Annotated in this window: 22 protein-coding genes; 19 read left to right on the top strand and 3 right to left on the bottom strand. The window is 69.3% G+C overall.

What is annotated here, in order from left to right; translation table 11 throughout:
• Positions 1 to 36: 36 nt before the first annotated feature.
• Positions 37 to 1611 carry an MFS transporter gene (locus tag NP777_RS01360; RefSeq protein ID WP_256648118.1) on the bottom strand — a complete coding sequence of 525 codons (1575 nt, stop codon included), beginning with the start codon at positions 1609 to 1611 and terminating at the stop codon, positions 37 to 39.
• Positions 1612 to 2407: 796 nt separating this feature from the next.
• Between NP777_RS01360 and NP777_RS01355 the strand changes: the two genes are divergently transcribed.
• From NP777_RS01355 to NP777_RS01290, 14 genes are all read left to right on the top strand, one after another.
• Positions 2408 to 3154 (top strand): tRNA-dependent cyclodipeptide synthase, encoded by a 747-nt coding sequence (locus tag NP777_RS01355; protein WP_256648117.1) that lies wholly within the window; start codon positions 2408 to 2410, stop codon positions 3152 to 3154.
• Positions 3155 to 3351: 197 nt separating this feature from the next.
• The gene (locus NP777_RS01350) at positions 3352 to 4149 is read left to right on the top strand and encodes a 2OG-Fe(II) oxygenase family protein (protein ID WP_256648116.1); all 798 of its coding nucleotides are present in this window, start codon (positions 3352 to 3354) and stop codon (positions 4147 to 4149) included.
• An 11-nt stretch (positions 4150 to 4160) separates the two neighbouring features.
• Positions 4161 to 5054: a 2OG-Fe(II) oxygenase family protein gene (locus tag NP777_RS01345; RefSeq protein WP_256648115.1), complete on the top strand. Its 894-nt coding sequence runs from the start codon at positions 4161 to 4163 to the stop codon at positions 5052 to 5054.
• The gene (locus NP777_RS47985) at positions 5051 to 6568 is read left to right on the top strand and encodes a cytochrome P450 (protein WP_256648114.1); all 1518 of its coding nucleotides are present in this window, start codon (positions 5051 to 5053) and stop codon (positions 6566 to 6568) included. The genes NP777_RS01345 and NP777_RS47985 overlap by 4 nt, the downstream gene beginning before the upstream one ends.
• The gene (locus NP777_RS01335) at positions 6565 to 7506 is read left to right on the top strand and encodes a 2OG-Fe(II) oxygenase family protein (protein ID WP_256648113.1); all 942 of its coding nucleotides are present in this window, start codon (positions 6565 to 6567) and stop codon (positions 7504 to 7506) included. The genes NP777_RS47985 and NP777_RS01335 overlap by 4 nt, the downstream gene beginning before the upstream one ends.
• A 52-nt stretch (positions 7507 to 7558) precedes the next feature.
• Complete coding sequence (locus tag NP777_RS01330; protein ID WP_256648112.1) at positions 7559 to 8452, top strand: 2OG-Fe(II) oxygenase family protein; 894 nt, start codon at positions 7559 to 7561, stop codon at positions 8450 to 8452.
• Complete coding sequence (locus NP777_RS01325) at positions 8449 to 9372, top strand: 2OG-Fe(II) oxygenase family protein (protein ID WP_256648111.1); 924 nt, start codon at positions 8449 to 8451, stop codon at positions 9370 to 9372. The genes NP777_RS01330 and NP777_RS01325 overlap by 4 nt, the downstream gene beginning before the upstream one ends.
• Before the next feature lie 158 nt (positions 9373 to 9530).
• Positions 9531 to 10805, top strand: a complete 1275-nt coding sequence (locus NP777_RS01320; RefSeq protein ID WP_256648110.1) for an alpha/beta hydrolase family protein — start codon at positions 9531 to 9533, stop codon at positions 10803 to 10805.
• Between the two features lie 141 nt (positions 10806 to 10946).
• Positions 10947 to 11765 carry a YmdB family metallophosphoesterase gene (locus tag NP777_RS01315; RefSeq protein ID WP_256648109.1) on the top strand — a complete coding sequence of 273 codons (819 nt, stop codon included), beginning with the start codon at positions 10947 to 10949 and terminating at the stop codon, positions 11763 to 11765.
• A 49-nt stretch (positions 11766 to 11814) separates the two neighbouring features.
• Complete coding sequence (locus NP777_RS01310; RefSeq protein ID WP_256648108.1) at positions 11815 to 13395, top strand: ABC transporter substrate-binding protein; 1581 nt, start codon at positions 11815 to 11817, stop codon at positions 13393 to 13395.
• Between the two features lie 81 nt (positions 13396 to 13476).
• Positions 13477 to 14478 (top strand): ABC transporter permease, encoded by a 1002-nt coding sequence (locus NP777_RS01305; protein ID WP_256648107.1) that lies wholly within the window; start codon positions 13477 to 13479, stop codon positions 14476 to 14478.
• Positions 14475 to 15368, top strand: a complete 894-nt coding sequence (locus NP777_RS01300) for an ABC transporter permease (RefSeq protein WP_256648106.1) — start codon at positions 14475 to 14477, stop codon at positions 15366 to 15368. The genes NP777_RS01305 and NP777_RS01300 overlap by 4 nt, the downstream gene beginning before the upstream one ends.
• The gene (locus NP777_RS01295; protein WP_256648105.1) at positions 15365 to 17092 is read left to right on the top strand and encodes an ABC transporter ATP-binding protein; all 1728 of its coding nucleotides are present in this window, start codon (positions 15365 to 15367) and stop codon (positions 17090 to 17092) included. Before NP777_RS01300 ends, NP777_RS01295 begins: the two co-directional genes overlap by 4 nt.
• A 54-nt stretch (positions 17093 to 17146) precedes the next feature.
• Positions 17147 to 18031: a MurR/RpiR family transcriptional regulator gene (locus NP777_RS01290; RefSeq protein ID WP_256648615.1), complete on the top strand. Its 885-nt coding sequence runs from the start codon at positions 17147 to 17149 to the stop codon at positions 18029 to 18031.
• A 137-nt stretch (positions 18032 to 18168) separates the two neighbouring features.
• Here the strand turns inward: NP777_RS01290 and NP777_RS01285 are convergent, their stop codons facing one another.
• Together NP777_RS01285 and phnF are read right to left on the bottom strand one after the other, a co-directional pair.
• A complete protein-coding gene (locus tag NP777_RS01285; protein WP_256648104.1) occupies positions 18169 to 19029 on the bottom strand; it encodes an endonuclease/exonuclease/phosphatase family protein in 861 nt (286 codons plus the stop codon).
• Between the two features lie 76 nt (positions 19030 to 19105).
• On the bottom strand, positions 19106 to 19849 hold the full coding sequence (gene phnF, locus NP777_RS01280) for a phosphonate metabolism transcriptional regulator PhnF (protein ID WP_256648103.1): 744 nt from the start codon (positions 19847 to 19849) through the stop codon (positions 19106 to 19108).
• Positions 19850 to 20016: 167 nt separating this feature from the next.
• Between phnF and phnG the strand changes: the two genes are divergently transcribed.
• Genes phnG through phnK form a run of 5 tightly spaced genes read left to right on the top strand, consistent with a single transcriptional unit; the run spans position 20017 to position 23834 of the window.
• Positions 20017 to 20490 (top strand): phosphonate C-P lyase system protein PhnG, encoded by a 474-nt coding sequence (phnG, locus tag NP777_RS01275; RefSeq protein ID WP_308404990.1) that lies wholly within the window; start codon positions 20017 to 20019, stop codon positions 20488 to 20490.
• Positions 20487 to 21113 (top strand): phosphonate C-P lyase system protein PhnH, encoded by a 627-nt coding sequence (phnH, locus tag NP777_RS01270; RefSeq protein ID WP_256648101.1) that lies wholly within the window; start codon positions 20487 to 20489, stop codon positions 21111 to 21113. Before phnG ends, phnH begins: the two co-directional genes overlap by 4 nt.
• Positions 21113 to 22198, top strand: a complete 1086-nt coding sequence (locus NP777_RS01265) for a carbon-phosphorus lyase complex subunit PhnI (RefSeq protein ID WP_256648100.1) — start codon at positions 21113 to 21115, stop codon at positions 22196 to 22198. The genes phnH and NP777_RS01265 overlap by 1 nt, the downstream gene beginning before the upstream one ends.
• Entirely contained in the window at positions 22195 to 23058 is an 864-nt protein-coding gene (locus NP777_RS01260) for an alpha-D-ribose 1-methylphosphonate 5-phosphate C-P-lyase PhnJ (protein WP_308404989.1), read from the top strand. The genes NP777_RS01265 and NP777_RS01260 overlap by 4 nt, the downstream gene beginning before the upstream one ends.
• A complete protein-coding gene (gene phnK / locus NP777_RS01255; RefSeq protein ID WP_256648099.1) occupies positions 23055 to 23834 on the top strand; it encodes a phosphonate C-P lyase system protein PhnK in 780 nt (259 codons plus the stop codon). The genes NP777_RS01260 and phnK overlap by 4 nt, the downstream gene beginning before the upstream one ends.

The raw sequence follows: 23834 nt of genomic DNA, 5'->3' as shown, positions 1-23834 counted from the left end.
CCGCTCGGCTCACACGTCGGGCGAGGGCTCCCTTGATCACTCCGACCGCGTGGACCGGTCCCCGCGTCGGTGTCCGAGCGCCATCTTCACCGCGCGCCGGACCGGCCGGCGCAGCCGCCCCATCGCGGCGCCGGCCCTGCGCGTCTTCTTTTCGGGGGAAGCGGGCCCCGCACGCTCCGCGCGTGCGGGGCGGGCCGCGAGGGAGCCCGCGCCACGACGGCGCTCCTCGGACGCGGTCTCGTGGTCCGCGGGACACGCGTCCTGCCGCTGTCGCCCATGGGCCCCGAGCCATACGGCGAGGATCACACAGGTGGCCATGCACCCCAGGGCGGTGGTCTGCAACGCGGTGTCGGAGGCCGCTTCGGAACCCACGCCGCGTTTCTGGTCGGCGACGGCCCCGGCCAGGGCGATGCCGAGGCCCGCCGCCACCGTGATGACCGTCTTGGTGACTCCGGACGCCTCCCCGGCCCGCTCCGGTCTGATCACCCCCTGAGTGGCGACCAGGGTCAGTGAGTTGGCCGTGCCGAGAACCGCACCGCCCGCGGTGGCCGCGATCAGATACACATCGAGCGATGAGGCACGGGCAAGGCAGGCGAGGACGAGGGCTCCCGCGCCCAGGCATACGGTCATCACGCGCACCGCGGCGGGTGGCGGCACCCGGCCGGCGATCGGACCGGCGAGTGCCATGGCCAGCGCCGGGGCGAGGAAGGCGATGCCCGCCACGGCGACAGACAGGTCCCACTGCCCCTGGAGCGTCAGGGGCACGACGAACAGGAACATGACCGTCGCGGTGTTGGCCACGGCCCCGGCGAGCGTCAGCGCCACGTAGGGCCCGTTGCGGAACAGCGTGAGCTGGACCAGCGGGCTCGCCGCCACCCGTTCAAGCCGTACGAACCAGGTCAGCAGGGCCGCCGCGGCGGCCAGGCCGGCCAGGATGACGGGCCACTGCCAGTGGCGGCCGCGATCGACGACGACGGCGAGGGTGACGAGCGCGGCTGTCGCGGTGGCAAGCCCGCGCCAGTCGACCCTCCGGGGCGCACTGGTGTCATAGCTCTCGGCGGTACGCGAGGCCCATGCCGCGCCGAGCGCGGCGAGGGGGACGTTGAGCCAGAACACCGCCCTCCAGGACACCGCGTCGGTGAGGGCACTGCCGATGAACGGCCCGCAGGCGGTGGCGATTCCGCCGATGCCCAGCGCCCGGCCGGTGGCGCGGCCCCGCAGTTCGCTCGGGTAGACGTTCGTCAGCAGGGACAGACCCACCGGCATGACCATCGCGGCCCCCGCCCCCTGGACCACCCGGGCGCCGACCAGGACGTGCAGCGCCGGGGCGAGCGCGCAGACCAGGGACGACGCGCCGAAGACGGCGAGGCCCAGGATCAGCAGCCGCCGTCGTCCGAACAGGTCGCCGAGGCGTCCGGCACCCAGCATGAGGGTCCCGGTGGACAGCAGATACGCGCTGGTCACCCATTGCAGGCCGGCGCCTCCGGCGTGGAGATCGCGGCCGATCCGCGGCAGGGCCAGGTTCAGGGCGAACGCGTCGAGCTGGATGCAGAACACGCCCACGGACATGGCCAGCAGGGCCCATCGTCTGGTGGTGGGTGTCGATGTCACTGCGACCCCGGCCTCCTTCCTCACGCTGCGGCGGCAGCATCGTCGGGAACATCCGCACGGCTGTGCGGCGGTTGCGGTGCTGTTGGCGGAGGGGGAGGGCGCAGCCAGAGGTCGCCCCTGGACAGGGGGCGCCGCTGCTCGAGGAGGGGGATTGCGAGACCCGCAAGAGTGGAGACGTCCATGGAGACGCCGCAGAACGCCGCATCGCATGGGGCGGGCAACGCGGGCCCGCCGCTCGCCGAGCGGCTGAGGAACTCACCGTAACCGACACCGAACCGCTTGCCAACCTCGTTCCGGCAGGCGCGGAAGCCGATACGGATGCCATGTGAGGTGTTCGGCCATCACCGACCCGGTCCCGGCCCGCTCGCCCACCGGGGTCCCCGTGCGCTCTGCCGCCCGGTGGCGTGTCGTCGCGCGTCCGCCACTCGTACGGCAAAAGCCCAGTTCATCGCCCGTCATATGCGCGTGGCACGGAGCGGCGTCACGCGGGTGCCGACTCCCGGCGCGGCGAGGCCGCCGCCGCGCCCCGCGCCCCGCCGTGCCTGTGCCCATGACCCCGCCGTGACCTGCGTATTTCCTGTGGGGACAGGAGCTGATGAGCCATCAGGCCGAATTCAGTGCCCTGCCATTGGCCGACTCCAGGGCCGCCTGCTAACAATTTTGAGCGGCCTCCGGGTGCGATCCGTGGAGGTCTCGGAGACATGCCCACTTTCCTGGGCCATGTCAGGCTGCGCGTACATCCCAAAGAGAAGCCGAGAGTGATCCCTGCACTTAGCGACGAACTCAGGCGGATGCAATGGTGTTGGACACGCAAGCGATCTCTTCCCCCCGTCGACAGGTGGAGCCGGCGCGCAGGACGCGCTACAAGGCAGAAATAGCATCGGTCTCTCCCGCGACCAGCAGAACCACTTTCGAGCAGCACGACACATGCTTTCTCGGGGTCAGCCTCGAGAACAGCAACTTCACCACCGCGAAACTTGCGGGCATGGTCAAGTGGATCTCCCGGAGATTCGCCCGCTGCACCGTGCTCATCGGTGACAGCATTCATCGGCTCACGCTGGAATCAACCTGTGGAATGGCGCCAGAAGAGGCCCTGGAGCAGGCGCTTGAACTCGGCCGGCAGTTCGTCGAAAGCGAGCGGAAGGTATTTGACGAGTATGGCACATCGACCGACTTCACCTTCCTGAACTGCAGTGATGTGCAGCGCTGTCGTGAGTTCGCCGAGTTCCACGACGAGTTGCGGACGTTCTTCACCAAGGACGAGATGTTTCGCTCGTCGGTGGAGTCGTTCGGCCGCGCCTATCACCGCAAGCACTCTCACGGAATCAGTGGGGCCGAGTGGGAAAACCGTATCAGGACGTCCAGTGAGTACTTCCTGGAAGAATTCTCCATATTCGCCTGTCTCAAGCGGCAGGGACTTCCGGTCATGGTGTATCCAGGATCCTTCAGCACGCTCTCCGAGATAGCGAGAGGGGAACATCCGGGAGCACCGGAAGAGCTACGTGATCTCGTCGTCGTGTCCCTCCACCTGAAAGGCCGGTGAGCATGGAAACAACGCCTCGTGCACTGGCTCCGGAGATACGCCGGGGGAAGATATACAAGGACGTCTACGCGAAGCGTTCGCCTGGTCTTTCGGCCTTCGGTGAAGCGCGTCTCGAAAAAGCCAGGATGTCGAGTGGGGAGCTGTCCTTCGTGGATTCCGCTGCGCGGGATCAGGCATTCCGCGACGGAGTCTTCTTCTTGGAGATCCCTGCCGAGATCGACGTTTCGGCCGGTGACGCGTTCGCCCAGCAGTTCTACCGCGGCCCGTCCACCGCCCCGTACGGCCGGTTCAGCACCCTCGGCAGCGACCGCTTCGGGGACCCGCTGCTCGGCTTCCACCAGCGGATCAACCAGATCGAGCAGTTCCTTCTGGAACGGCGCTTCTGGGCCACTGACTATCCGCGAGAGATCGCCGCCCTCGGCGAGGCGCTCACTCGGCTGTCGGAGCAGGTGCTGTGCTCCGTGCTGCGCCACGTGGGCATACCCGAGCAGGACTGGGCACGGGCGACCGGCGGCTGCTCGCGGTCCGAGGGCGCGTACCACCTGACGTTCAATCACTACCGGCCCGCCCACGAGGACATCGGCCTCAGCTCTCACAAGGACGACGGCTACCTCACCATCCTGCGGACCACCTCCCCAGGGCTGGAGGTCGCCCGCGGCGACCACTGGGAGGTCGTGCCGGCCGACCCGGACTGTTTCGTCATCAACTTCGGCCTGGCCATGGAAATCCTCACCTCGGCGTGCGACACACCCGTCGCGGCGATCATGCACCGGGTCGCGCGCCAGCGGGAGGACCGGTCCAGCTATGGGCACTTCGCCTCCAGCGGCTGTCTGCCCGGTCAGGACCAGGGCATCTACCGCTACGTCCAGGGCGCCGGCCTGGAACGCGTCTGTGGCTCGCGTGAGCTCATCGACGAGAACGACTACGAGATCTACGCCGGTACCGAGGCCCCGAACGCGTCCGCCCGCACCACCGGGAAGGGTGACCGCGAATGACCACCGGGGCGATGACACTCCAACGTGCGTCGGTGCGCGGGACGGGCCTCGCGTTCGGCACCGAGGACGGCCTGTCCAAGGCGCTCGCGGACGGCTGCTTCCTGCTCGCCGTACCCGCCGGATTCGACCCCGGGCCCGGTATCACCCTGTGCCGGGAGTTCTACCGCGCCCCCGAGGACGGCCCCGAGGCGACCCGGCCCTATCGCGGCTTCCGGGCGCTGGAGGGCGTCTACTTCGACCGGGAGCACTTCCAGACCGAGCATGTGCTCATCGACGGCCCCGGACGCCGCAGCCACTTCCCCCCGGAACTCATCGCCATGACCGAGCGGATGGGCGAACTCACCCTGCTGGTGCTGCGGTGCGCGATGGCCGACCTGGGCATCGCCACGCACCTGTGGAGCGAGATCACCGGCGGGGCCGTCGACGGACGGGGCACACACTGGTTCGCGGCCAACCACTACCGCTCCGACCGGGCCCAACTGGGCTGCGCGCCGCACAAGGACACCGGATTCGTGACCGTCCTCTACAACGAGGAGCCGGGCCTCGAAGCCTTGGTGAACGGCGTCTGGGTACCCATCGATCCAGTGTCCGGCCACTTCGTGGTGAACTTCGGTGGGGCCTTCGAGTTGCTCACCGCCGCCCTGAGCCGGCCGGTGCACGCCATCCTGCACCGGGTCCGGCAGTGCACCCCGGACCCCGGAGCGGCCGACCGCTTCTCGTTCGCGGCCTTCGCCAACCCGCCCGCCACCGGCAACCTCTACCAGGTCCGCCGGGACGGTTCCGCCGCGGCGGTGCGCAGCTCCGAGGACTTCCTGCGAGAGTTCAACGAACACACCTGGTCCGACCGGCACACCGACTTCGGGATCGCCCGGTCCGTCGGCGCGGGCCGGGGTGAGCCGTCGTGACCACCTCGGCCGACGACCGCCACGCCGTCCGCAGGGCTACGACCGTGGCCCCGCCGGACCCGCCCGGCGCGCCATTCCCAGGAGTGCTGGCCCATCATCCGGGCCCCAGCCGGCTGCACGGCCACGCCCCGGCCTTCCACCAGGCGACCGTGGTACGGGGGGAACCCGCCTCGCACTACTTCCGCGCATCAGGCATCAGCGCCCTCGCCGAGGAGAACGGCGGCCTGTGCACGTTCTGGATGGGGCAGCGACTCGCCCTCTACCAGATCACCAACGTACCTCTGGCCGGCGACGATGCCCTGGCACCGTCCACCGATGCCAACCGCGAGCTGTTCGGCGACTTCATGGGCTCCATGCCCCACGACCACCCGGACCGCCCGGGGAAGCGGGCGGCGGTCGAACGCTCCCTCGGCAGCGCCAAGTTCGTGGAGCGCCTCGAGCCCGCCGTCCGGCGGCACACGGCCGACCACCTGTGCCGGGTGGCGGGGCAGGAGATGCCGCTCGACGACTTCACGCTGTCCCTGACCGCGTATGTGGACAGCATGATCCCCGGCGTTCTCGACCTCACCCGGCGGCCTCTGCCGGAATACCTGCGCTCGGCGGAGTACGGCCACGTGGTCCGTGGCTTCTTCGACCTCGCCTCCGATGTCATCAGCAACGACAACCCGCGGGCGATGCGGGAGTTCGACGTCATCGTCCCATTCGTACGCGATCTGCTGACGGCCAACTTCGAGTCCCTCGCCGAGGCTCCCGACTCCAACCTGATCCGGCGATACTTCGCCCTGTGGGGACGTCCGTTCACACGTGGTGGCGTCGCCGCTCTGGACCCGGCACAGATCAAGGAACTCGGCACGATCATCGTGGCGACGTACGACACCACAGCGCTGAGCCTGATGTGGGCACTGGGCTATGTGGAGAGCACACCGCGGGTCAAGAGCGCCATTGTGGCGGAGGCACGGAACGGCGGTGGCGACCGCCGGTGCCCGCGCGGCGGATCGTCCCCGTCCGTGATCGACCTCGCGGTCCTGGAAGCGGTACGACTGGGCGGCAGCAACCCCAGCGCCCTGTGGCGCCGCACGACCGCGCCCTTCACCCTGCACCACCGGGGAGCGCGGGTGACCGTTCCGCCGGGCACCATGCTGTGGCTGGACCGGCGGCAGGCCAACCGCGATCCGGCGGTCTTCCCGGAGCCGTGCCGCTTCGCCCCCGCCAACATCCAGGCCATCGTGCGCTCCGATCGTGAAACGGTTTCGTCCCTGCTCTCCCGGGGGCGCTACGAGATCAACTCATTCAGCATGATCAACGCCGAGCGGAACCCGCGTAAATGCCCCGGCCGCCTCTTCTCCGTGCGGATGCAGGCCCTCGTCCTCTCCGAGCTGTACGGCCACTACACGGTCAGTACAGAGGGCGCCGACCTCCGGCTGAAGCGCCACGCTTCCATGCCCCGCCCCGCACGGCCCGGAACGATCACAATCCACCGCGACACCGGCACACCGAGGGAGCCGAGCCGATGACGACTTTCAACCCCGTGACGGCCCGCCCACCCGTTGCCCTGCCCTCGATGCCCGGCGAGCGGGAGGCCCGCGCCGCCCACCCGCCGATCTCGCTCGAAAGGTCCTGGCTCCACGGCGAGGACCTGGTCTTCGACCGCGAAGAAGGGTTCGACCGGGCCCTGGCCCAGGGCTTCTTCCTGCTGCGTATCCCCGACGGCCTCGACACCGGGCCCGGCGACCGATTCGCGGCGCACTTCCACCAGGACCGGTGCGGCGACGCCCTCGACCGCTACCGCGGCTTCCGGAACGTCGACGTCCCCGGCGCCTACCAGGGTTACTTCGACCGCGAGCACGACCAGTGGGAGAACTTCTACGTCGAGCAGGCGAACTGGCCACTGCTGCCCGCCGAGGTCGCCGAGCTCGGGCGCGGGATGGCCGACCTCGGCATCGCCGTGCTGCGGGCGGTCTTCCGCCACCTGGAGATCGACCCACAGCTGTGGGGCGAGATCTCCAGCGGGCTCACCGACCACCGGGGCCACCAGATGCTCGCGTTCAACCACTTCCGTTCACACAAAGCCACCCGCGGCTGCAAGTTCCACCGCGACTCCGGATGGGTGACCGTACTCCGGTCCGTCGAACCCGGTCTGCTCGCACTCGTCGAAGGGAAGCTGAGCGCCATCAACCCCGCGCCGGGACACTTCATCGTGAACTTCGGCAGCTCCCTGGAAGTGCTCACCGCGGCCCTGCCCACGCCCGTGCGCGCCAATATCCACGGCGTGGTCGCCACCGAGCGGGCCCCCGGCCGACCCGACCGGACCTCGTACGTGACCTTCCTGGACTCCGGCCTCGACGGCACCGTCTACCGCTTGGAGAACGGCACGGCGTGTCCTGTTCAGTCTGTCGCCGACTTCGCCGCGCAGGAGGTGAGCCGGACCTACGACAACGATGCCGCGCTGTGAGCGCGCCGCGGCCACGACGGTAGTGACCAAACCACGATGGGAGAGTCCCAGCATGACGACGGATGTCGTTGAGGAAGAAGCCCACCTCACCCTCCCCGCGGCGACAGTGGAGGCGGGCAGACTGCGGTTCGCCTCGCCGGGCGACGCGGACCAGGCCCTCCGCCTCGGCGCGTTCAACCTGGCCGTTCCCGAGGACCTCGACGTGAGCGCGGGCCTGGCCTTCTGCCGCACCTTCTACCAGCCCGCCACCGGCGGCCCCGGCGACCGCCATCGCGGCCACCGGGAACACGGTCACCCCGAGTCCAAGCTGGGCTACGAGGACCGGCCCGACCAGGTGGAGCAGTTGCAACTGGAGAGCTTCCTGTGGCAGCGGTATCTGCCCGACGAGGTGACGGCCGTGCTCCGGAGGATGAGGGAGCTGACTCTGGACACCCTCTACGGAGTCTTCGACGCCGCGGGGATACCCGAGGAGGACCGGGAGCTCGTCACCGGTGGCGCCCGTCAGGACACCGGACTGTGCTACACCACGGTCAACCACTACCGCACGGGCCTGAGCGACCGCGCCGGGATCGTCGAGCACTCCGACAGCGGGTTCATCACCACGATCTGCACCGACCAGCCCGGCTACGAGATCCTGCACGAGGGCCGTTGGACGCCCGTCCGCGAACGGGCGGGGCACTTCACCGTCAACCTCGGCGACGCCTTCCGCGTCCTGACCAGGAAGCTGCCGCGACCGGTCACCGCCGTCTACCACCGCGTGCCCGAACTTCCCTCCGACGCCGACACCCCGGACCGGTCCTCGTTCACGATCTACATGGGACCGCGGTACGACATGTTCCTCTACCAGTACGACACGGAAGGGAGGCTGCGGAGGTTCCAGGACTTCCGCGCGTTCTCGGTGGAGAAGGCGGGCAAGCTCGGCTACGAGTTCCACTCCCGCGTATGAACACGGCGTGGGAACAGGCGCGGACCGCCTCACGACAGGGCTGGCAGCTGGCTGAACTGCACCACGGCGGTCTCGCCTTCACCGCCGAGGACGGACTGCGACGTGCGCTGGAGGACGGCTTCTTCTACGTGAGGCGGCCCGCCGGCCTGGATCTCTCCGCCGGAGACCGGTTCGCCCGCGGCTTCTACCTCCCCGCCCCGAGAGGGCATACGGACCCCTACCGGGGCTACCGAGGGTGGACATCGGAACAACTGGGCCCGCGCCAGGGCTACTTCTGCCGCGACGCCGACCAGACCGAACAGTTCTTCCTGACGAGCACCTGGTGGAACAGGGTCTACCCGGTCGCGCTGGCGCGACAGGCCGAGGCCATGCGCGACTTCGCGCTGGACATCCAGCGCGCGGTGCTCGCCCGTCTCGATCTACCGCGTGAACTCTGGCACGAGGCCACCGGGCACAGCCTCACCCCGCGGGGCACCCACACCCTCACCTTCAACCACTTCCGGCCGGAAGTGGCCGCCCGCGGCCTGAACATCCACAAGGACTCGGGCTGGGTGACGGTCCTGCGCTCCACCGAGGCCGGGCTCGAGGTGGACCGGGACGGTGACTGGTACGCGATCGACCCGATACCGGGCACCTTCATCGTCAACTTCGGCTGTGCGATGGAGATCCTGACGCGATCGACGGCCACACCGGTGGCCGCGGTCGCTCACCGGGTGGTGCGCCAGACGCGCCACGACGGGGCGAAGCCGGATCGCTTCTCCTACGCGCTCTTCGTCGACAGCAGCCTCGACAACAGTGTCTGCCCCGGCCTCTTCAGCTACGATCCGCGGACCGGCCTCCAGTTGGAGACGGGCTTCGGGGACTTCCTCGACGACATCCTGGACAACACCTACCGGCACGACACGACCGGACTGTACTGATCCCCGCCGTCACCCGGCTCGCGGTCGGTGTGCCGGGGGCGCGAGACCCCGCCGGACTTGCTCGGGACGCGCTCTTGTCCATGGTGGCCTTGAGTGCACCATGGACACGGGGGCGTCTCGGATGTCGATGCGAACAGCGAGTCCGTAACGTCTCCGACATGAGTGATGAGAGGCACAAATCCCAAGAAGAACAGACCAGTCGGCCGATACGGAAGCGGCTCTCCGCGGTGGCGGCCATGCTCCTCGCCGGATTGGCCGTCGCGCCGGTCGCCACGGCGGTGGAGCGCGGCACCGCCCACCGCGGCACCGCCCACCGCGGCACCCTCGTCTCCGTCGCCCCGGTCGCCGACCGTGACGCGGGGCAGGTCAGGGAATTCCTGGCCGAGAAGGGCATCGCGACCGATCCGGTGCGGTACGGCGTACGGGCGTACCGGCTGACGTACCGGACCGTGGACCCATATGGGAAACCCACGACCGCGACCGGTCTCCTCACCCTTCCCAAGGGCGGAACCCAGCGGCTCGACCTCGTCTCGGACACGCATGGCACCATGGTCAAGCGCACCTACGCGCCCTCCGCGAGCGAGGACTTCGGCCGTGTGCCGTCGTATCTGAACGCCTCGGCCGGGCGTGCGGTGGCCGCGCCCGACTATGTCGGGCTCGGTGAGGGGCCGGGCCCGCACCCGTACATGGACACCCGCTCCGCCGTCACCGCCTCCGTCGACATGCTGCGCGCCGCCCGCACGGTCGCGGACCGGCTCGGCCGTCCGCTCACCGGTGACGTCTACGCGACCGGCTTCTCGCAGGGCGGCCAGGTCGCGATGGCGCTCGGCCGGGCGCTGGACGGGGGTGCGGACCAGCACTTCCGGCTGACGGCGCTGGCCCCGGTGAGCGGGCCGTACGACCTGGCGGGCCAGGAGGTCCCGGCCCTGTTCGACGGTCGGATCAACGACATCAGCGGCGTCCTCTACATCTCGTACTGGCTGGTCGCCCAGAACCGGCTGCATCACTTCTACAAGGACCCGGGCGAGGTCTTCCGGGCGCCGTACGCGAGCCGCGTGGAGTCACTCTTCGACGGAGGGCACGACGAGGAGGACGTGGTCAAGGGCCTCGCCCCCTCGGTGAAGCAGTTGCTCACGCCCGCTTTCCACGACCGTCTGCGGCACCCGGCCGGTCCGCTGCTGGACGCCATGCGCTCGGCCGATCACACCTGCGACTGGAAGCCGGACGCCCCCGTGCGACTGTACGCGGGCGCGGCCGACACCGACGTGCCGATCGGGAACGCGCGCAGTTGCGCGCTCCAACTCGCCGCTCACCAGGCACCCGCTCCCGTCGTGAACCAGGGCGAGGTGGACCACTTCGGGTCCTTCGTGGTGTCGGCACCGCAGGTGGCGCGCTGGTTCGACGCGCTGGCCGGACGCGGGTCGACACGGTGACCACGTTGCCAATGCCGTGCGGCACTGTTCGACGACGGCATGAGTCGGTGAAGGAAGTTCCAGACTGAAGCCAGTGGATGATTCATCCTTCGTTCATCAACTGGAGTGAACTGTTTTCCACCAGAGGTCTACGGTCGCGTCATGGAACAGATGCGTGTAATGACCGTGGGAGACGTTGTCGGCCCCGAAGCGGCTGCGTGGCTCGGTGCCCGTCTGCCGGAACTGCGTGCCGAGTACGAGCTCGACTGGATCGTGGTGAACGCGGAGAACGCGGCCGTCACCGGCCCGTTGCCGCAGAACGGATTCGGGACCACCCGGAAGGAGCTGGATGCTCTCATCGCGGGTGGTGCCGATGTCATCACCGGCGGGAACCACTCGTGGGACGGTCCCGAGGTCGCGGAGTCGTTCGCGTATCCGCAGGTCGTCCGCCCGCTGAATGTGCGGGAGACGCGCGGGAAGGGGGTCCTGACCCTCGGTGAGGGCGACAGGACCCTGACGGTGGTGAACCTGCTGAGCCCCGGCGCGGTGGGCAAGGGGTGCCTGGCCCCGGCGCCGACCGACCTGTGGGACGCGTGGACGGAGCTGGCCGGGAGTGGTCTGCTCCGGGGGGCGGTCGTGGTCGACCTGCACAGCGGGTCGCCGTCGGAGAAGGCGTGGTTCTCCGGCGCCGTCGACGGGCAGGTCGCCGCGGTCGTCGGGACACACACCCACGACGGGACGATCCACGCGCACCTGCTGCCCGGCGGCACCGGCTTCGTCGCGGAACTCGGTATGGCAGGCCGGTCGGGTTTCAGCGGGTACGGGTTCGACCCGATCCACTTCGTCAAGGAGTTCCGCGGTGAGGACACCTCCTCACTGCCGCCTTTCCAGCTAGCCACCGGTGACTTCACCCTGGGCGCGGCGATCTTCGACATCGCCGGCGGGCTCACCACGTCGGTGGTCCGCGTCGATGCCGACTGATCACCGTTCCTCTCCTCTCCTTCTCGAACTCCCTCCGCAGAGAGCAGTCATGATGTCCATCTCCCAGGTGCGCAGACGGTCGCGGCGGCTTCCGGTCGTCGCCGTGACCGCGGCGGTCGCCGCGCTGGCCCTGAACGCGTGCTCGTCGCCGTCGGTCGGGTCGAACGCCGTGAGCGACGAGATCACGATCGCGGACCACGCGATTCCGCAGTCGCTGGACCCGATGAGCTCGGCGTCCTACGAGACGACGCAGCTGACCTTCCTGTGGGGTGGCTACCTCACGAACTACGCCGACGGGAAGGACAGCGGCAGCCCGCAGCTCGCCAGGTCGGTCACCGCCTCTCCCGACGGGCTGACCTGGACGGTCAAGCTGCGTTCCGGGCTGAAGTTCTCCGACGGGTCCGCTCTGACCTCCAAGGATGTCGTCGCGTCGCTCGATCGGATCCTGTCGACGCCGAACGTCGCCGGTGACAACTTCATCGGCCCGGTGATGAGCAGTATCAAGAAGGTCACCGCGCCTGACGGGCACACGGTGTCGCTCGCGATGAGCCGTCCTTATCCGGGTCTGCCGGCCGCTTTGTCGACGCCGGAGATGGTCATCCTCCCGGCGTCGGGCATCGCGAAGGGCGACAGCTTCTGGAAACACCCGGTCTCGGCCGGCCGGTTCAAGCTCGACACCCTCGACACGACCAACGGCAAGTTCACCCTCTCGGCGAACCCCAACTACTACGACACCGCGCCGCGCAGGATAAAGAAGATCAACTTTGTCGCCGTCACCGACGCCGCCACACGTCTCGCACAGCTCAAGAGCGGGCAGGTCGACTACGCCGACAACATCCCGGGGAACCTGCTGTCGCAGGTGAAGAGCCCGCTCACGCTCGACACGGCGAAGTGGAACGGCGGCCAGATGGGGCTGTCGGTCAACTTCAACGACCCCGTCGCCGGTGACAAGCGCGTCCGACAGGCGATCTCACTCGCCGTCAACCGTCAGCAGATCGCCGCCTCGGCGCTCGGCGGCGAGCGCGTCGGGCGGCCGCTTTACGGCATCCCGTGGAATCAGGACAACGACTCGCCGAACGCCAAGGCCACCAAGCGGGACATCGGCGCGGCGAAGGCGAAGCTCAAGGGCACCAAGTGTGAGAACGGGTGCACCATCCCGCTCGTCACCGTCACCGACTCCGCGTGGCAGGTGCCGCTCGTCGCGCAGGTCGTGCAGCAGCAGCTCAAGGCCATCGGCATCCGGCTCGAGATCGAGAACACGCCCTTCACCCAGGTCGGCGACCGTCTCAAACAGGGCGACTGGGGTCTGTTCACCCGCTGGATCGGCTACTACGAAAACACCCGGACCTACCTCGGTGGCTACATCTACGGCGACCCGACATCGGGCAACAACGCCAACTTCTGGGGAACGCTGCCGACGACGCCGGACATGCCGGGGCTGAAGGCGCTGTCCGACCGGCTGAAGACCGCCTCCTCCAGTGCGGCGCCCGGACTGGTCGAGAAGATCAACGAGGAGTACGCGAAGGAACTTCCGTCGATCCCGCTGACGACCCTGAGCTACGTGGGTGTGTCCCGGTTCCCGGGCAACGTCATCCACAGCGTGGGCGCTTCGTACCTGGTCCTGCCGTAACCGGCGCGAGGGGCTCGCGTCGCGGGCCCCTTCCTCCCTCTTCCGTACGGCTCACGCCGTTCTCCAGAGAAAGCACCACCGATGTCCTCAGCAGTCCTGCCCGGTCCGGCAGCCCGCCGGACCGGCGGCCGGGCGGGCAAGCGCCTGGCCGCCATGGCAAGTCCCCTCGTGCAGGCGATCGTCGTGACGCTGCTCGTCATGGTCATCACCTTCTTCCTCATCCGGACGCTGCTCGGCGACCCGGCCGTCGTCCTGATCGGAGGGAACACGGGCGCGAGCCCGCAGCGGATCGCGGCGCTCCGCGCCGAACTCGGACTCGACAAGCCCCTCCCGGCGCAGTTCCTCGACTACGTGGCCGGTCTTCTCCACGGCGACCTCGGCAACTCCTTCCAACACCCGACCACCACCGTCGCGAGTGTCGTCGTGAACGGCGCCGGGGTCACGTTCGCCCTCGTCGGCGTGGTGCTGCTGATCTCGTGCGTCGTCGGCATCGGGGTCGGGCTGCTCGCCGCGGGCGGCGACTGGCCGGTATTCGACAACATCATCCGCGTGTTCTCACTGATCGGCCTCGCGGCACCGGGCGCGCTGATCGGTCTCGTGCTCATCCTCACGGCCGCGCTCGGCGGTCGGCTGTTCCCCGCGGGCGGGTGGGGGAGCGGCTACCCCGACAACTTCCAGTACCTCATCCTGCCCGCGGTGACCGTGTCGTTCTGGCTGACCCCGATCATCCTCCGTGCGGTGCGCGAACGCGCCGGCGAGGTGCTGCACGAACCCTTCGCCGAATCCGCCGCGGCGCGCGGTATGTCGCGGACACGGCTCATGCTCCGCCACGTCGCCCCGAACTGTGCCGGTCCGGTGCTGGCCATCATCGGTGTCAGCCTGAGCTACCTGATCAGCGGCGCGGTCATCGTCGAGATCGTCTATGGCCTCCCCGGTATCGGACGGGCGATGACGACCGCGGTCGGATCGCTGGACTTTCCCGTCATCCAGGGCATCGTCCTCCTCACCGGCGCGGTCGTCGTGGTGCTCAACCTGATCATCGAGATCGCCACGCGTGTGATCGACCCGAGGGCCGCCCGGTGACCGCCGTCGTCGAGCCGCCCACCCCGGCGGCGATGCCCCGGCCCGCTTCCTCGCGTCGCCGTCGCACGCCGAACCTCCGCGCGGAGCGGCTGGTCGGACTGACGATCGTCGTGGGCCTCGCCCTGGCGTTCATCATCGTTCCGTTGGTCAGCCCGGTGTCGTCCTCCGACATCGGCGCGATGCCACTCGCTCCGCCCAGCGCCCGGCATCTGTTCGGCACCGACCAGCTCGGCCGGGACATCTTCGTCCGCACCTTCGAAGCCGGCCGGATCGACCTCGGGCTCATCCTCGTCAGCATCGCCGTCGCGGCATTCGGCGGTGCGCTCCTCGGCCTGGTCGCCGCCTATCTTCCGGCCGTGGGCCGCGCCGTGATCAGCAGGATCACCGACGCGACGATGGCGTTCCCGTACATCGTGCTCGTGATCGCGCTCGCCGCGGCGCTCGGTAACCGTGAGCTGATCCCCGGTCTGCCGCGCGGCGCCGCCGCGATCAGCATCGCGATCATGATCGCGTGCTGGCCCCCGTACACCCGGCTGACCATGTCCCGCGCGATCGTGCTCCGTCAGCGGGACTCCGTCGTCGCCGCCCGCGTCCTCGGATACGGGCCGATGCGCGTCCTGTTCCGGCACATCGGGCCGGCGCTGGTGTCGACGAACCTGTCCTACGCCGCCACGCAGGCGGTCGCGACGACCGCGCTGGTCGGTTCGCTGGCGTTCCTCGGCGTCGGCATCGCCCCGCCGACGCCCGAACTCGGCCGGATGATGGCCGACAGCATCGCCCTGCTGCCGATCGCCTGGTGGGTGCCGATCATTCCCGGCCTTGTCGTGCTCGTGCTCGGCATCGGCTTCGCCCTCATGGCCGACTCGGCCGGTGGAAGGAACTCCCGGTGACCGCTCTGCTCGACGTCCGCGACATCAACGTCACCATCGCACGGACCAAGGTGCTCACCGACGTGTCCCTCGCGCTGGACAGCGGTGAGGCGCTCGGCATCATCGGCGAGACCGGCTCCGGGAAGACCATGACCCTGCGCGCCATCACGGGGCTGCTGTCCTCGATCGGCGGCCGGATCGAGTCCGGCGCGATCCACGTCGACGGCCGCGACGTGACCCGTGAGCCCCTGCGGAGCCGGCAGCGCACCCTCCGCGGGATCGTGTCGATGGTGCCGCAGGCGAGCATGTCGAGCCTCGACCCGCTGCAGCGAATCGGCAGTCAGGTGCGCGAAGCCCTGCAGCTGAACCGGCGCACCCGGGCGACCGATGACGACGTCCGCCACGCGCTCGAGGCGGTGCGGCTCACCCCGACCGAAACACTGCTGCGCTCACGGCCTCACGAACTCTCCGGTGGGATGCGGCAGCGGGTGGTGATCGCGCTCGCGCTCGCGTCCGAACCGCGCCTGCTCCTCGCCGACGAGCCGACCACCGCTCTGGACGCGTCCGTCCGCTCCAGCGTGCTGAACCTCTTCACCGGGCTGCGGATCGAGCGTCAGCTCGGGCTCGTGATCGTCTCGCACGACATCAACGCGATCGCGTCCGCGACCGATCGCGTCGTCGTCATGCACCAGGGGCGGGTGGTCGAGACCGGCCGCACCGCCGAGGTGCTCCGAAGCCCGCGGGATCCGTACACGCAGATGCTCGTCGGTGCCCTTCCGGAACGCACGCCTCGCGGGTACTACCTCCTGGCCCGCCGGGGGAGCGAGGACGAGCGGGCCGCCACCGACGGCGGGTACGTGCCGGTTCCGGCCCGAGCGGTGCCGACCGGGAACGTGCCGGCGGTCGAGGCTCGTCGGCTGCACTTCTCCTACGGCGACCGGCAGGTTCTGCACGACATCCACGTCCGCGTCCGGGCCGGCGAGCGGCTCGGGATCGTCGGCGAGTCCGGCAGTGGGAAGTCCACGCTCGCCCGGCTGCTCACCGGCGTCCTCCCCTCGGACCAGGTGACCGTTGACGGCAGGCCGTGGCGCCGCTTCGGCGGCCGGCAGCCGGAGCGGCACGAGGTGCAGCTGATCCTGCAGGACCCGTTCGCGTCCCTCACCGAAACGCAGACCGCGCTCGCGAGCGTCGAGGAAGCATGCCGGACGGTACAGCGGCTGCCTCGGCGGGCAGCGCACGGGCGTGCCCTCGAACTGCTCGAGGCGGTCGGCCTCACCGGCGATCTCGTGCACAGGCGACCGGGCCGTCTCAGCGGTGGGCAATGCCAGCGCGTCTCGATCGCCCGCGCCCTGGCCGCGAATCCGTCCATCCTCGTCGCCGACGAACCGACGTCGGCGCTGGATCTCTCCGTGCAGGCGGGGATCGTGAACCTGCTGCTCACGCTGACCACGCGGCGTCCGCTCGGCCTCGTCGTCGTTTCGCACGACCTGGCGGTGATCTCCCATCTCTCCGACACCATCGTGGTGATGGAACGGGGGCGCATCGTCGAGGCCGGTCCCACCGAGCAGGTCCTCTTCCGGCCGGAACACCCGTACACCCGGCAGCTGGTGTCCGCGAACCCTTGGCTCGCACCGAACGCGGCACCCGGTCCGGACGCGGCACCCGGTCCGGACGCGGCACCCGGTCCGGACGCGGACCGGCCAACCGGGACCCGCACGCTGGAACGGACCGATGCGAAGCCGTGAACCGAACCGAACCGATTGCGGCGATGGCGCGTCCAGTGCCGACAGTGCTTGGATGTGACCATGTCCGCTGACCTGACATCGGCGCCGCACACGAGCCACGATCGCGGCACGCTCATCGCCCGGATACGGGCGCTCTCCCCATCGATGTCACCCACCCAGACAGCCGTCGCGAACGTCGTGCTCACCAATCCCGCGGGAGTCGTCCGCATGACGGTCACCGACCTCGCGACGGTGTCGCGAAGCTCTGTGGGCAGCGTGGTGCGGTTCTGCAAGGACCTCGGGCTCAAGGGGTTCCACGAGTTCAAGCTGCAGCTCGCGGCGGAGGCACCGGCCGGCGCAGGCGATCACGACGTCGCGCAGGACGGCACACCGAGCGCGATCATCGCGTCGGTGTTCCAGTCGACGTCCCGGTCGATCGCGGCGGCGGAGTCGAGCATCGACCCGAAGGAGTTCGAGCGCGCGGTCCACGCGCTCGACGCCGCGCGGCGGATCGTGCTGGTCTCGGCCGGCCCGTCCGCGCCGCTGGCGATGGACACCGCCCTGCGGTTCCGCAGCGCCGGCCTGCCGATCGAGAATCCCGCGGACCCGATCTCGCAGCACATCTGCGCGTCGATGCTCACCGGGGGCGACGTATGCCTGGCGATCAGCCACACCGGCAGAACGCGCGAGACGGTGGCCGCGGCGGAAGCGGCCCGTGATGTCGGCGCGACGGTCGTCGCGCTGACGAGCTTCTACCGCTCACCGCTGGTCGCGGCCTCGTCGGTGGCCCTTGTCGCAGGTTCCGGCGAGACCCGGTTCCAGATCGAGGCGATGATGAGCCGGTTCGTCCATCTCGCGGTCCTGGACGCGCTCTACTCCGCGGTGACCGCGGAGAACGCCGAACGCACCCTGCGCGGCGCGGCGCTGTCCGCGCGTGCCGAAGAGACGCACCGGATCTGACCACCCGCTCCCGCTCCCGCTGCCCGGCACCGGCCGGGCAGCGGGAGCGGGTTTGTCGTGCGCCGTGCGTCGGGACGCGGGCGAAACGGCGCGGCCCCCCGGGACAAGGGGAACCGCGCCACGGTCGCCGCTGACGCCTACGCCCACGCAGTGGGCTTGTCGAGCGCGTTGAACTCGAACTCGGTGAGCACGCCGTAGTGGTCGCTGGCGGTCGGGTACTCGTTGAACACGACCTTGCTGCTGTTGATCACGCTCTCCACCTCGAGGTGGTTCTCCGTCGAGCCGGCGAACACGTAGTCGATGCGGCGATGGTGCGGCTCCTGCACCCAGTAGTTCGGGACGATGCCCTGGGCGTCGACGACGCTGCGTGCCACCCACGGGCTGTCGGTCGTCCAGGTGTACCCGGGAGTGCCGTCCCCGGCGATCGCCCAGCTGTCGCGGAACGCCGCGCTGCGGCCGTTGATCGCGGACTTGCCGGTGTAGAAGCGGATGCAGTCCTGGTCGGGAGCCGCGTCGAAGTCGCCGGCGAGGATCGTCGGCGCCGCCTGGCGTCGCTTCTCCTCGAGCTCGGTGATGAACAACGCCTGCTCGACGCGGGCCGCCTCGCGGGTGAACTTGAAGCTCGGCCGGGCGCCGAGGAAGAGCATGTCCACACCGATCGGGAGAGGCAGAACCGCCTCCCACACATACGGTCCGTCCTCAGCCGGGAGCCGGTGCACGTCGATGCTCTTCGGTGCCCAGCGGGTGCCGACGGCGGTGCCCCACGCGGGCCAGCCCGACTGGGTGTAGTCGGAGGCGTGGTGCCAGTGGAGGGGCGAGTTGTCGGACACGAGCTTGAACGCGTCACGCTCCGGGGTGCGCATCACCTCCTGAAGGAACACGATGTCGGCGTCGAAGGTGCGCAGCCCCTCGAGCAGAAGGGAGTCCCGCTTCTCACGGTCCCGCGGGTCCAGCCAGATGTTGAGGGTGAGCACGCGGAGGTTCATTTTCTTGGACATGGCCGCGACCGTAGGACCCTTCGGTGAACTATCTTCCATCCATGGCTGAACGGCGGAAGTAGACTCAGCCCCTTCATCAGTGTCCGCCGAGGTCCTCGAGCGCGTCGAAATCGATGTCGAGCTCAACGCGATCGGCGCGGAAGCGCGTGTTCGTGTACTGCAGCGGCGTGCGGTCGACAAGCGTGTTGACGGACCGCACGACAAGGACGATCGATCCCGCCGGAAGGTTCATGTCCTCGGTTTCGGTCGCGTTCGCGATGCGGGAACTGACCGCGCTCCAGGTGCGGACGTAGTCGTCGATGCCGACCGCGCGAAGCGCCTTGGTGATGGATCGGGTCTGCCGCAGGTGGATGTCGAGGTCCGGCGTCAGAGCGACGTCAAACCAGGCGGTCGACCGCGCGACCGTGCTCCCGTTCACATCGGCGACCGTCTCGACCCGCAGTGCGGGCCGTCCGTCGAGTCGCAGCCGGGTGGCTACTTCATGCGGTGGGCTTGCCGCGATCTCCGCGGCGATCGGCCGGTGTGACGTCGCGCCCGGCCGGCCGCTCTCGCTGAGACGCGTGCGCAGGCTGATCCGGTGCACCAGGAGTGGGTGCGGGACGACGAACGTGCCGCTGCCCTGGCGGGTCGCCACCAGGCCCTCGGCGGCGAGAGCCGCGACGGACTGACGCACGGTGTTGCGGTGCACGCCGAACCGGTCGGCCAGCTCACCCTCGGTCGGCAGTTTCACTTCGGGCGGGAACGAGCCGTCGACGATCTCGCTGCGGAGTTGGTCGGCGATGAGGCGCCACGTCGAGTAACCGGTGGCGGAACGTGTCACATGAGGCATGGTGGCCGAACAGTACCCGCCTGCCCATGACCCCGCGGACAACTCGATCGCGCGTTCGCCTCGCGTCCATCCGATATTCGTCCAGCTAGATAGATGATTCCAAGAGGGCCTCGTTACGGTCAATTCATCCAAAGAGCTGGACAAATTTGGAGGTTCGAGTGACGACTCCGACTGAGACCCACGCGGCGCGAAGGCGGTGGATGCGGACCCTTGCGCAGGCGTCCGCCCGTCAGCTCGCCGACGCCTGGGGTGCCTGGGAAGCGCCCCCCGAGATCGAGGCGATCCGCGGCCCCGAAGCGGGGCTGGTCATGGTCCGCGGCCGGGTGGGCGCCGGTGGGGACCGGTTCAACCTCGGTGAGGCGACGGTGACCCGCGCCACAGTACGGCTTCACGGCGGCCCGCTCGCGGCGGCCACCGTCGGCAGTGCGTACGTGCTCGGGACCGACTTCGAGCACGCCTGGTTCGCGGCGGCGTTCGACGGTCTGCTGGCGGACGAGAAGTTGCGCGCACAGGTGCTCAACGACGTCCTCGCGCCGCTGGAGCGTGGCCAGGCGTCCCACGACGACGTCCGACACGCCGAGGCGCGCAGCACCAAGGTCGACTTCTTCACGGTCGCGAGGGAACACGTATGAACACCACGTCCACCGCCGTGCCGACGCCCGGGTTCGCCGATCCGCCGACGGAGGGGCAGCGCGTGTTCCGCGCCATCCTCGACGCGCTCGCCCACCCCGGCCGCTCGTATCGGATCGCCGGTCCCGCTCAGGCACCGGAGGCGCTCGGCACGGGGCTCGCGGCCGTCGCGCTGACCCTGTTCGACGAGGAGGTGTCGGTGTGGCTGCACCGGACGGCGGCGGAGAACCCCGACGTGACCTCGTACCTGGCGTTCCACACCGGCGCGCGGGTGGCCACCGGGCATGGGTCGGCCAACTTCGTCCTCGCCACCCCGGACACGCTCCCGGCTCTCGATGAGCTCGCGCTCGGCACCGATGACGCGCCTCACCAGTCGGCCACCGTCGTCCTCGACGCGCGGACCCCGGGCGTCGGGGCGCGTTTCACCGCGACGGGTCCCGGCATTGACGGCCAGGCCGAGATCGAGGCCCCGTGGGCGCCCGCGGGGTTCTTGGCCGCGTGGACGCGCAATGGCGCGCTGTTCCCCCGCGGCGTCGATCTGCTCGTCGCGAGCGACGACCGGGTCCTCGCACTTCCTCGCACCACGCGTCTGCGCGCGGTGTCCGACCAGGGTCAGGAGGCCTGATGTACGTCGCAGTCAAGGGCGGCGAGAAGGCGATCGCGAACGCGCACGCGTTGCTCGCCAAGGAAGGCCGCGGCGATCCCGGCATCCCGGCGATCGGCCGGGACGCCGTCGCCGGCCAGCTCCCGGTCCTGGTGTCCCGGGTGATGACCGAAGGGTCGCTCTACGACCCGAAGCTCGCGGCGCGAGCAATCCTGCAGTGCCAGGGCGACGTGCTCGAGGCGATCACGCTGGTGCGTTCCTACCGGACCACGCTGCCGCGATTCGGCTACTCCGAACCGATCGACACCGCCGGGCTCGCCCCGCAGCGCCGCGTGTCCGCGACGTTCAAGGACATCCCCGGCGGGCAGCAGCTCGGTGCCACGTTCGACTACACGCACCGGCTGTTCGCCGACCCCACCGGCGACGGCCCGACGGACACCGGCGCCGACGCCGTGCCCATGCCGCGCGTGTCCGACCTGCTCGGCTCGGACGCTCTCCTCGAGCCGGACCGCGCCGCGGACTGGACAGACCCGGAACCGGCCGACCTGACGCGCGAACCCACCGTGTTCCCGATGACCCGGGCGGAGCGCCTCCAGGGACTGGCTCGCGGTGACGAAGGGTTCCTGCTCGCCCTCGGGTACTCCACCCAGCGCGGGTACGGGAGCACGCACCCGTTCGCCGGTGAGATCCGTGTCGGCGAGGTCGAGGTCGAGTTCGACGCACCCGAGCTCGGGTTCCCGGTGCCGCTCGGGCGGATCGAGGTCACCGAATGCCAGATGATCAACCAGTTCACCGGTAACGCGGACACCCCCGCTCAGTTCACCCGCGGCTACGGGCTCGTGTTCGGGCGCGGAGAGCGGAAGGCGATGTCGATGTCGCTGGTCGACCGTGCACTGCGGGCGGACGAGTTCCAGGAGCGGATCGTCGCCCCCGCGCAGGACGAGGAGTTCGTGCTCAGCCACGCCGACAACGTGCAGGCCGCGGGCTTCGTGGAGCACCTCAAGCTCCCGCACTACGTCGACTTCCAGGCCGAGCTGCACCTCATCCGGCGGCTGCGGCGCGACTTCCACGACAACGCCGGAAGCAAGCGGGAGACGAACGCGTGAGCGCCCAGCAGATCGAGTACAACATCGGCTACCTCGACGAGCAGACGAAGCGGATGATCCGCAGGACGCTGCTCAAGGCCGTCGCGATCCCCGGCTTCCAGGTCCCGTTCGCCTCCCGCGAGGTGCCGCTTCCCCGGGGCTGGGGCACCGGCGGCGTGCAGCTCACCGCGGCGATCATCGGCTCCGACGACGTGCTCAAGGTGATCGACCAGGGCGCCGACGACACCACGAACGCGGTGTCGATCCGTGCGTTCTTCAACTTGGTGGCGGGCGTGCCGACCACGACCCGCACCGAGGACGCGACGATCATCCAGACCCGGCACCGCATCCCCGAGACGCCCCTCGGCGAAGGGCAGATCATGGTCTACCAGGTGCCGATCCCGGAGCCGCTGCGCTTCCTCGAGCCCCGCGAGACCGAGACCCGTCGCATGCACGCGCTCAACGAGTACGGGCTGATGTACGTCAAGCTGTACGAGGACATCGCCAAGTACGGGCATATCGCCAAGACGTACGACTACCCGGTGCTGGTGAACGATCGGTACCTGATGGCGCCGTCGCCGACGCCGAGCTTCGACAACCCCAAGCTCCACCAGAGCCAGGCGCTGCACATCTTCGGCGCCGGCCGTGAGAAGCGCATCTACGCCATCCCGCCGCACACCGACGTCGAAAGCCTCGGGTTCGAGGACTATCCGTTCGAACCGCAGAGCTTCGACCAGCCGTGCGCGATCTGCGGGTCCACCGGCGTGTATCTGGACCAGATCATCACCGACAACGCCGGCGGCGCCATGTACGCCTGCTCGGACAGCGACCATTGCGAGCGGACAGCCGCTCGCGCCGACAACGAAGAGGCCGCCTCATGAGCGACGAGCGTCCGCTCCTGGAAGTGCGAAACGTCAGCCATCGATACGGTGACCGGTTCGGCTGTCGCGGTGTCGACTTCGACCTGTGGCCGGGCGAGGTGCTCGCGGTCGTCGGCGAATCCGGGTCCGGCAAGTCCACCTTGCTCGGCACCCTCTCGCAGCGCCTGGACACCAGCGAGGGCAGCATCCGATACCGGCTTCACGACGGTGACGTCGCGAACCTCGCGGAGCTCAGCGAAAGCGCGGTGCGCCGGCTCTGGCGCAGCGAGTGGGGCTTCGTGCACCAGAACGCGGCGGACGGGCTCCGCATGCAGGTCAGCGCCGGCGGCAACGTCGGTGAGCCGCTGATGGCCAACGGATGGCGCCACTACGGGCGCATCCGAGCGGAAGCGACCGACTGGCTCGAACGCGTCGAGATCCCCCGGGACCGGGTCGACGACACCCCCGCCGCGTTCTCCGGTGGTATGCGGCAGCGGCTGCAGATCGCCAGGAACCTCGTCGTCTCACCGCGCCTGGTGTTCATGGACGAGCCGACCAGCGGCCTGGACGTTTCCGTGCAGGCACGCCTGCTCGACCTCATCCGTTCGCTCGTCAGCGATCTGGAACTGGCCGTCATCATCGTCACGCACGACCTCGCCGTCGCCCGCCTGATCTCTCATCGGACTCTGGTGATGAAGGACGGCCGGGTCGTCGAGTCCGGTCTGACCGACCGGGTGCTGGACGATCCGCAGGCCCCGTACACACAGCTGCTCGTCTCCTCAATCCTGCAAGGGTGA

The sequence above is a fragment of the Streptomyces rugosispiralis genome (assembly GCF_024505145.1).
Classification (GTDB): Bacteria; Actinomycetota; Actinomycetes; order Streptomycetales; family Streptomycetaceae; genus Streptomyces; species Streptomyces rugosispiralis.
The sequence above is the reverse complement of the archived record's forward strand: the minus strand, read 5'-3'. Positions and strand labels throughout refer to the sequence as shown.

Bases quoted from the DNA above. Each gene is read 5' to 3' on its own strand.
- NP777_RS01355 (WP_256648117.1), top strand. From the start codon at position 2,408: ATGGTGTTGGACACGCAAGCGATCTCTTCCCCCCGTCGACAGGTGGAG.
- NP777_RS01345 (WP_256648115.1), top strand. From the start codon at position 4,161: ATGACACTCCAACGTGCGTCGGTGCGCGGGACGGGCCTCGCGTTCGGC.
- NP777_RS01335 (WP_256648113.1), top strand. From the start codon at position 6,565: ATGACGACTTTCAACCCCGTGACGGCCCGCCCACCCGTTGCCCTGCCC.
- NP777_RS01330 (WP_256648112.1), top strand. From the start codon at position 7,559: ATGACGACGGATGTCGTTGAGGAAGAAGCCCACCTCACCCTCCCCGCG.
- NP777_RS01325 (WP_256648111.1), top strand. From the start codon at position 8,449: ATGAACACGGCGTGGGAACAGGCGCGGACCGCCTCACGACAGGGCTGG.
- NP777_RS01320 (WP_256648110.1), top strand. From the start codon at position 9,531: ATGAGTGATGAGAGGCACAAATCCCAAGAAGAACAGACCAGTCGGCCG.
- NP777_RS01315 (WP_256648109.1), top strand. From the start codon at position 10,947: ATGGAACAGATGCGTGTAATGACCGTGGGAGACGTTGTCGGCCCCGAA.
- NP777_RS01310 (WP_256648108.1), top strand. From the start codon at position 11,815: ATGATGTCCATCTCCCAGGTGCGCAGACGGTCGCGGCGGCTTCCGGTC.
- NP777_RS01305 (WP_256648107.1), top strand. From the start codon at position 13,477: ATGTCCTCAGCAGTCCTGCCCGGTCCGGCAGCCCGCCGGACCGGCGGC.
- NP777_RS01285 (WP_256648104.1), bottom strand. From the start codon at position 19,029: ATGTCCAAGAAAATGAACCTCCGCGTGCTCACCCTCAACATCTGGCTG.
- phnH (WP_256648101.1), top strand. From the start codon at position 20,487: ATGAACACCACGTCCACCGCCGTGCCGACGCCCGGGTTCGCCGATCCG.
- NP777_RS01265 (WP_256648100.1), top strand. From the start codon at position 21,113: ATGTACGTCGCAGTCAAGGGCGGCGAGAAGGCGATCGCGAACGCGCAC.
- phnK (WP_256648099.1), top strand. From the start codon at position 23,055: ATGAGCGACGAGCGTCCGCTCCTGGAAGTGCGAAACGTCAGCCATCGA.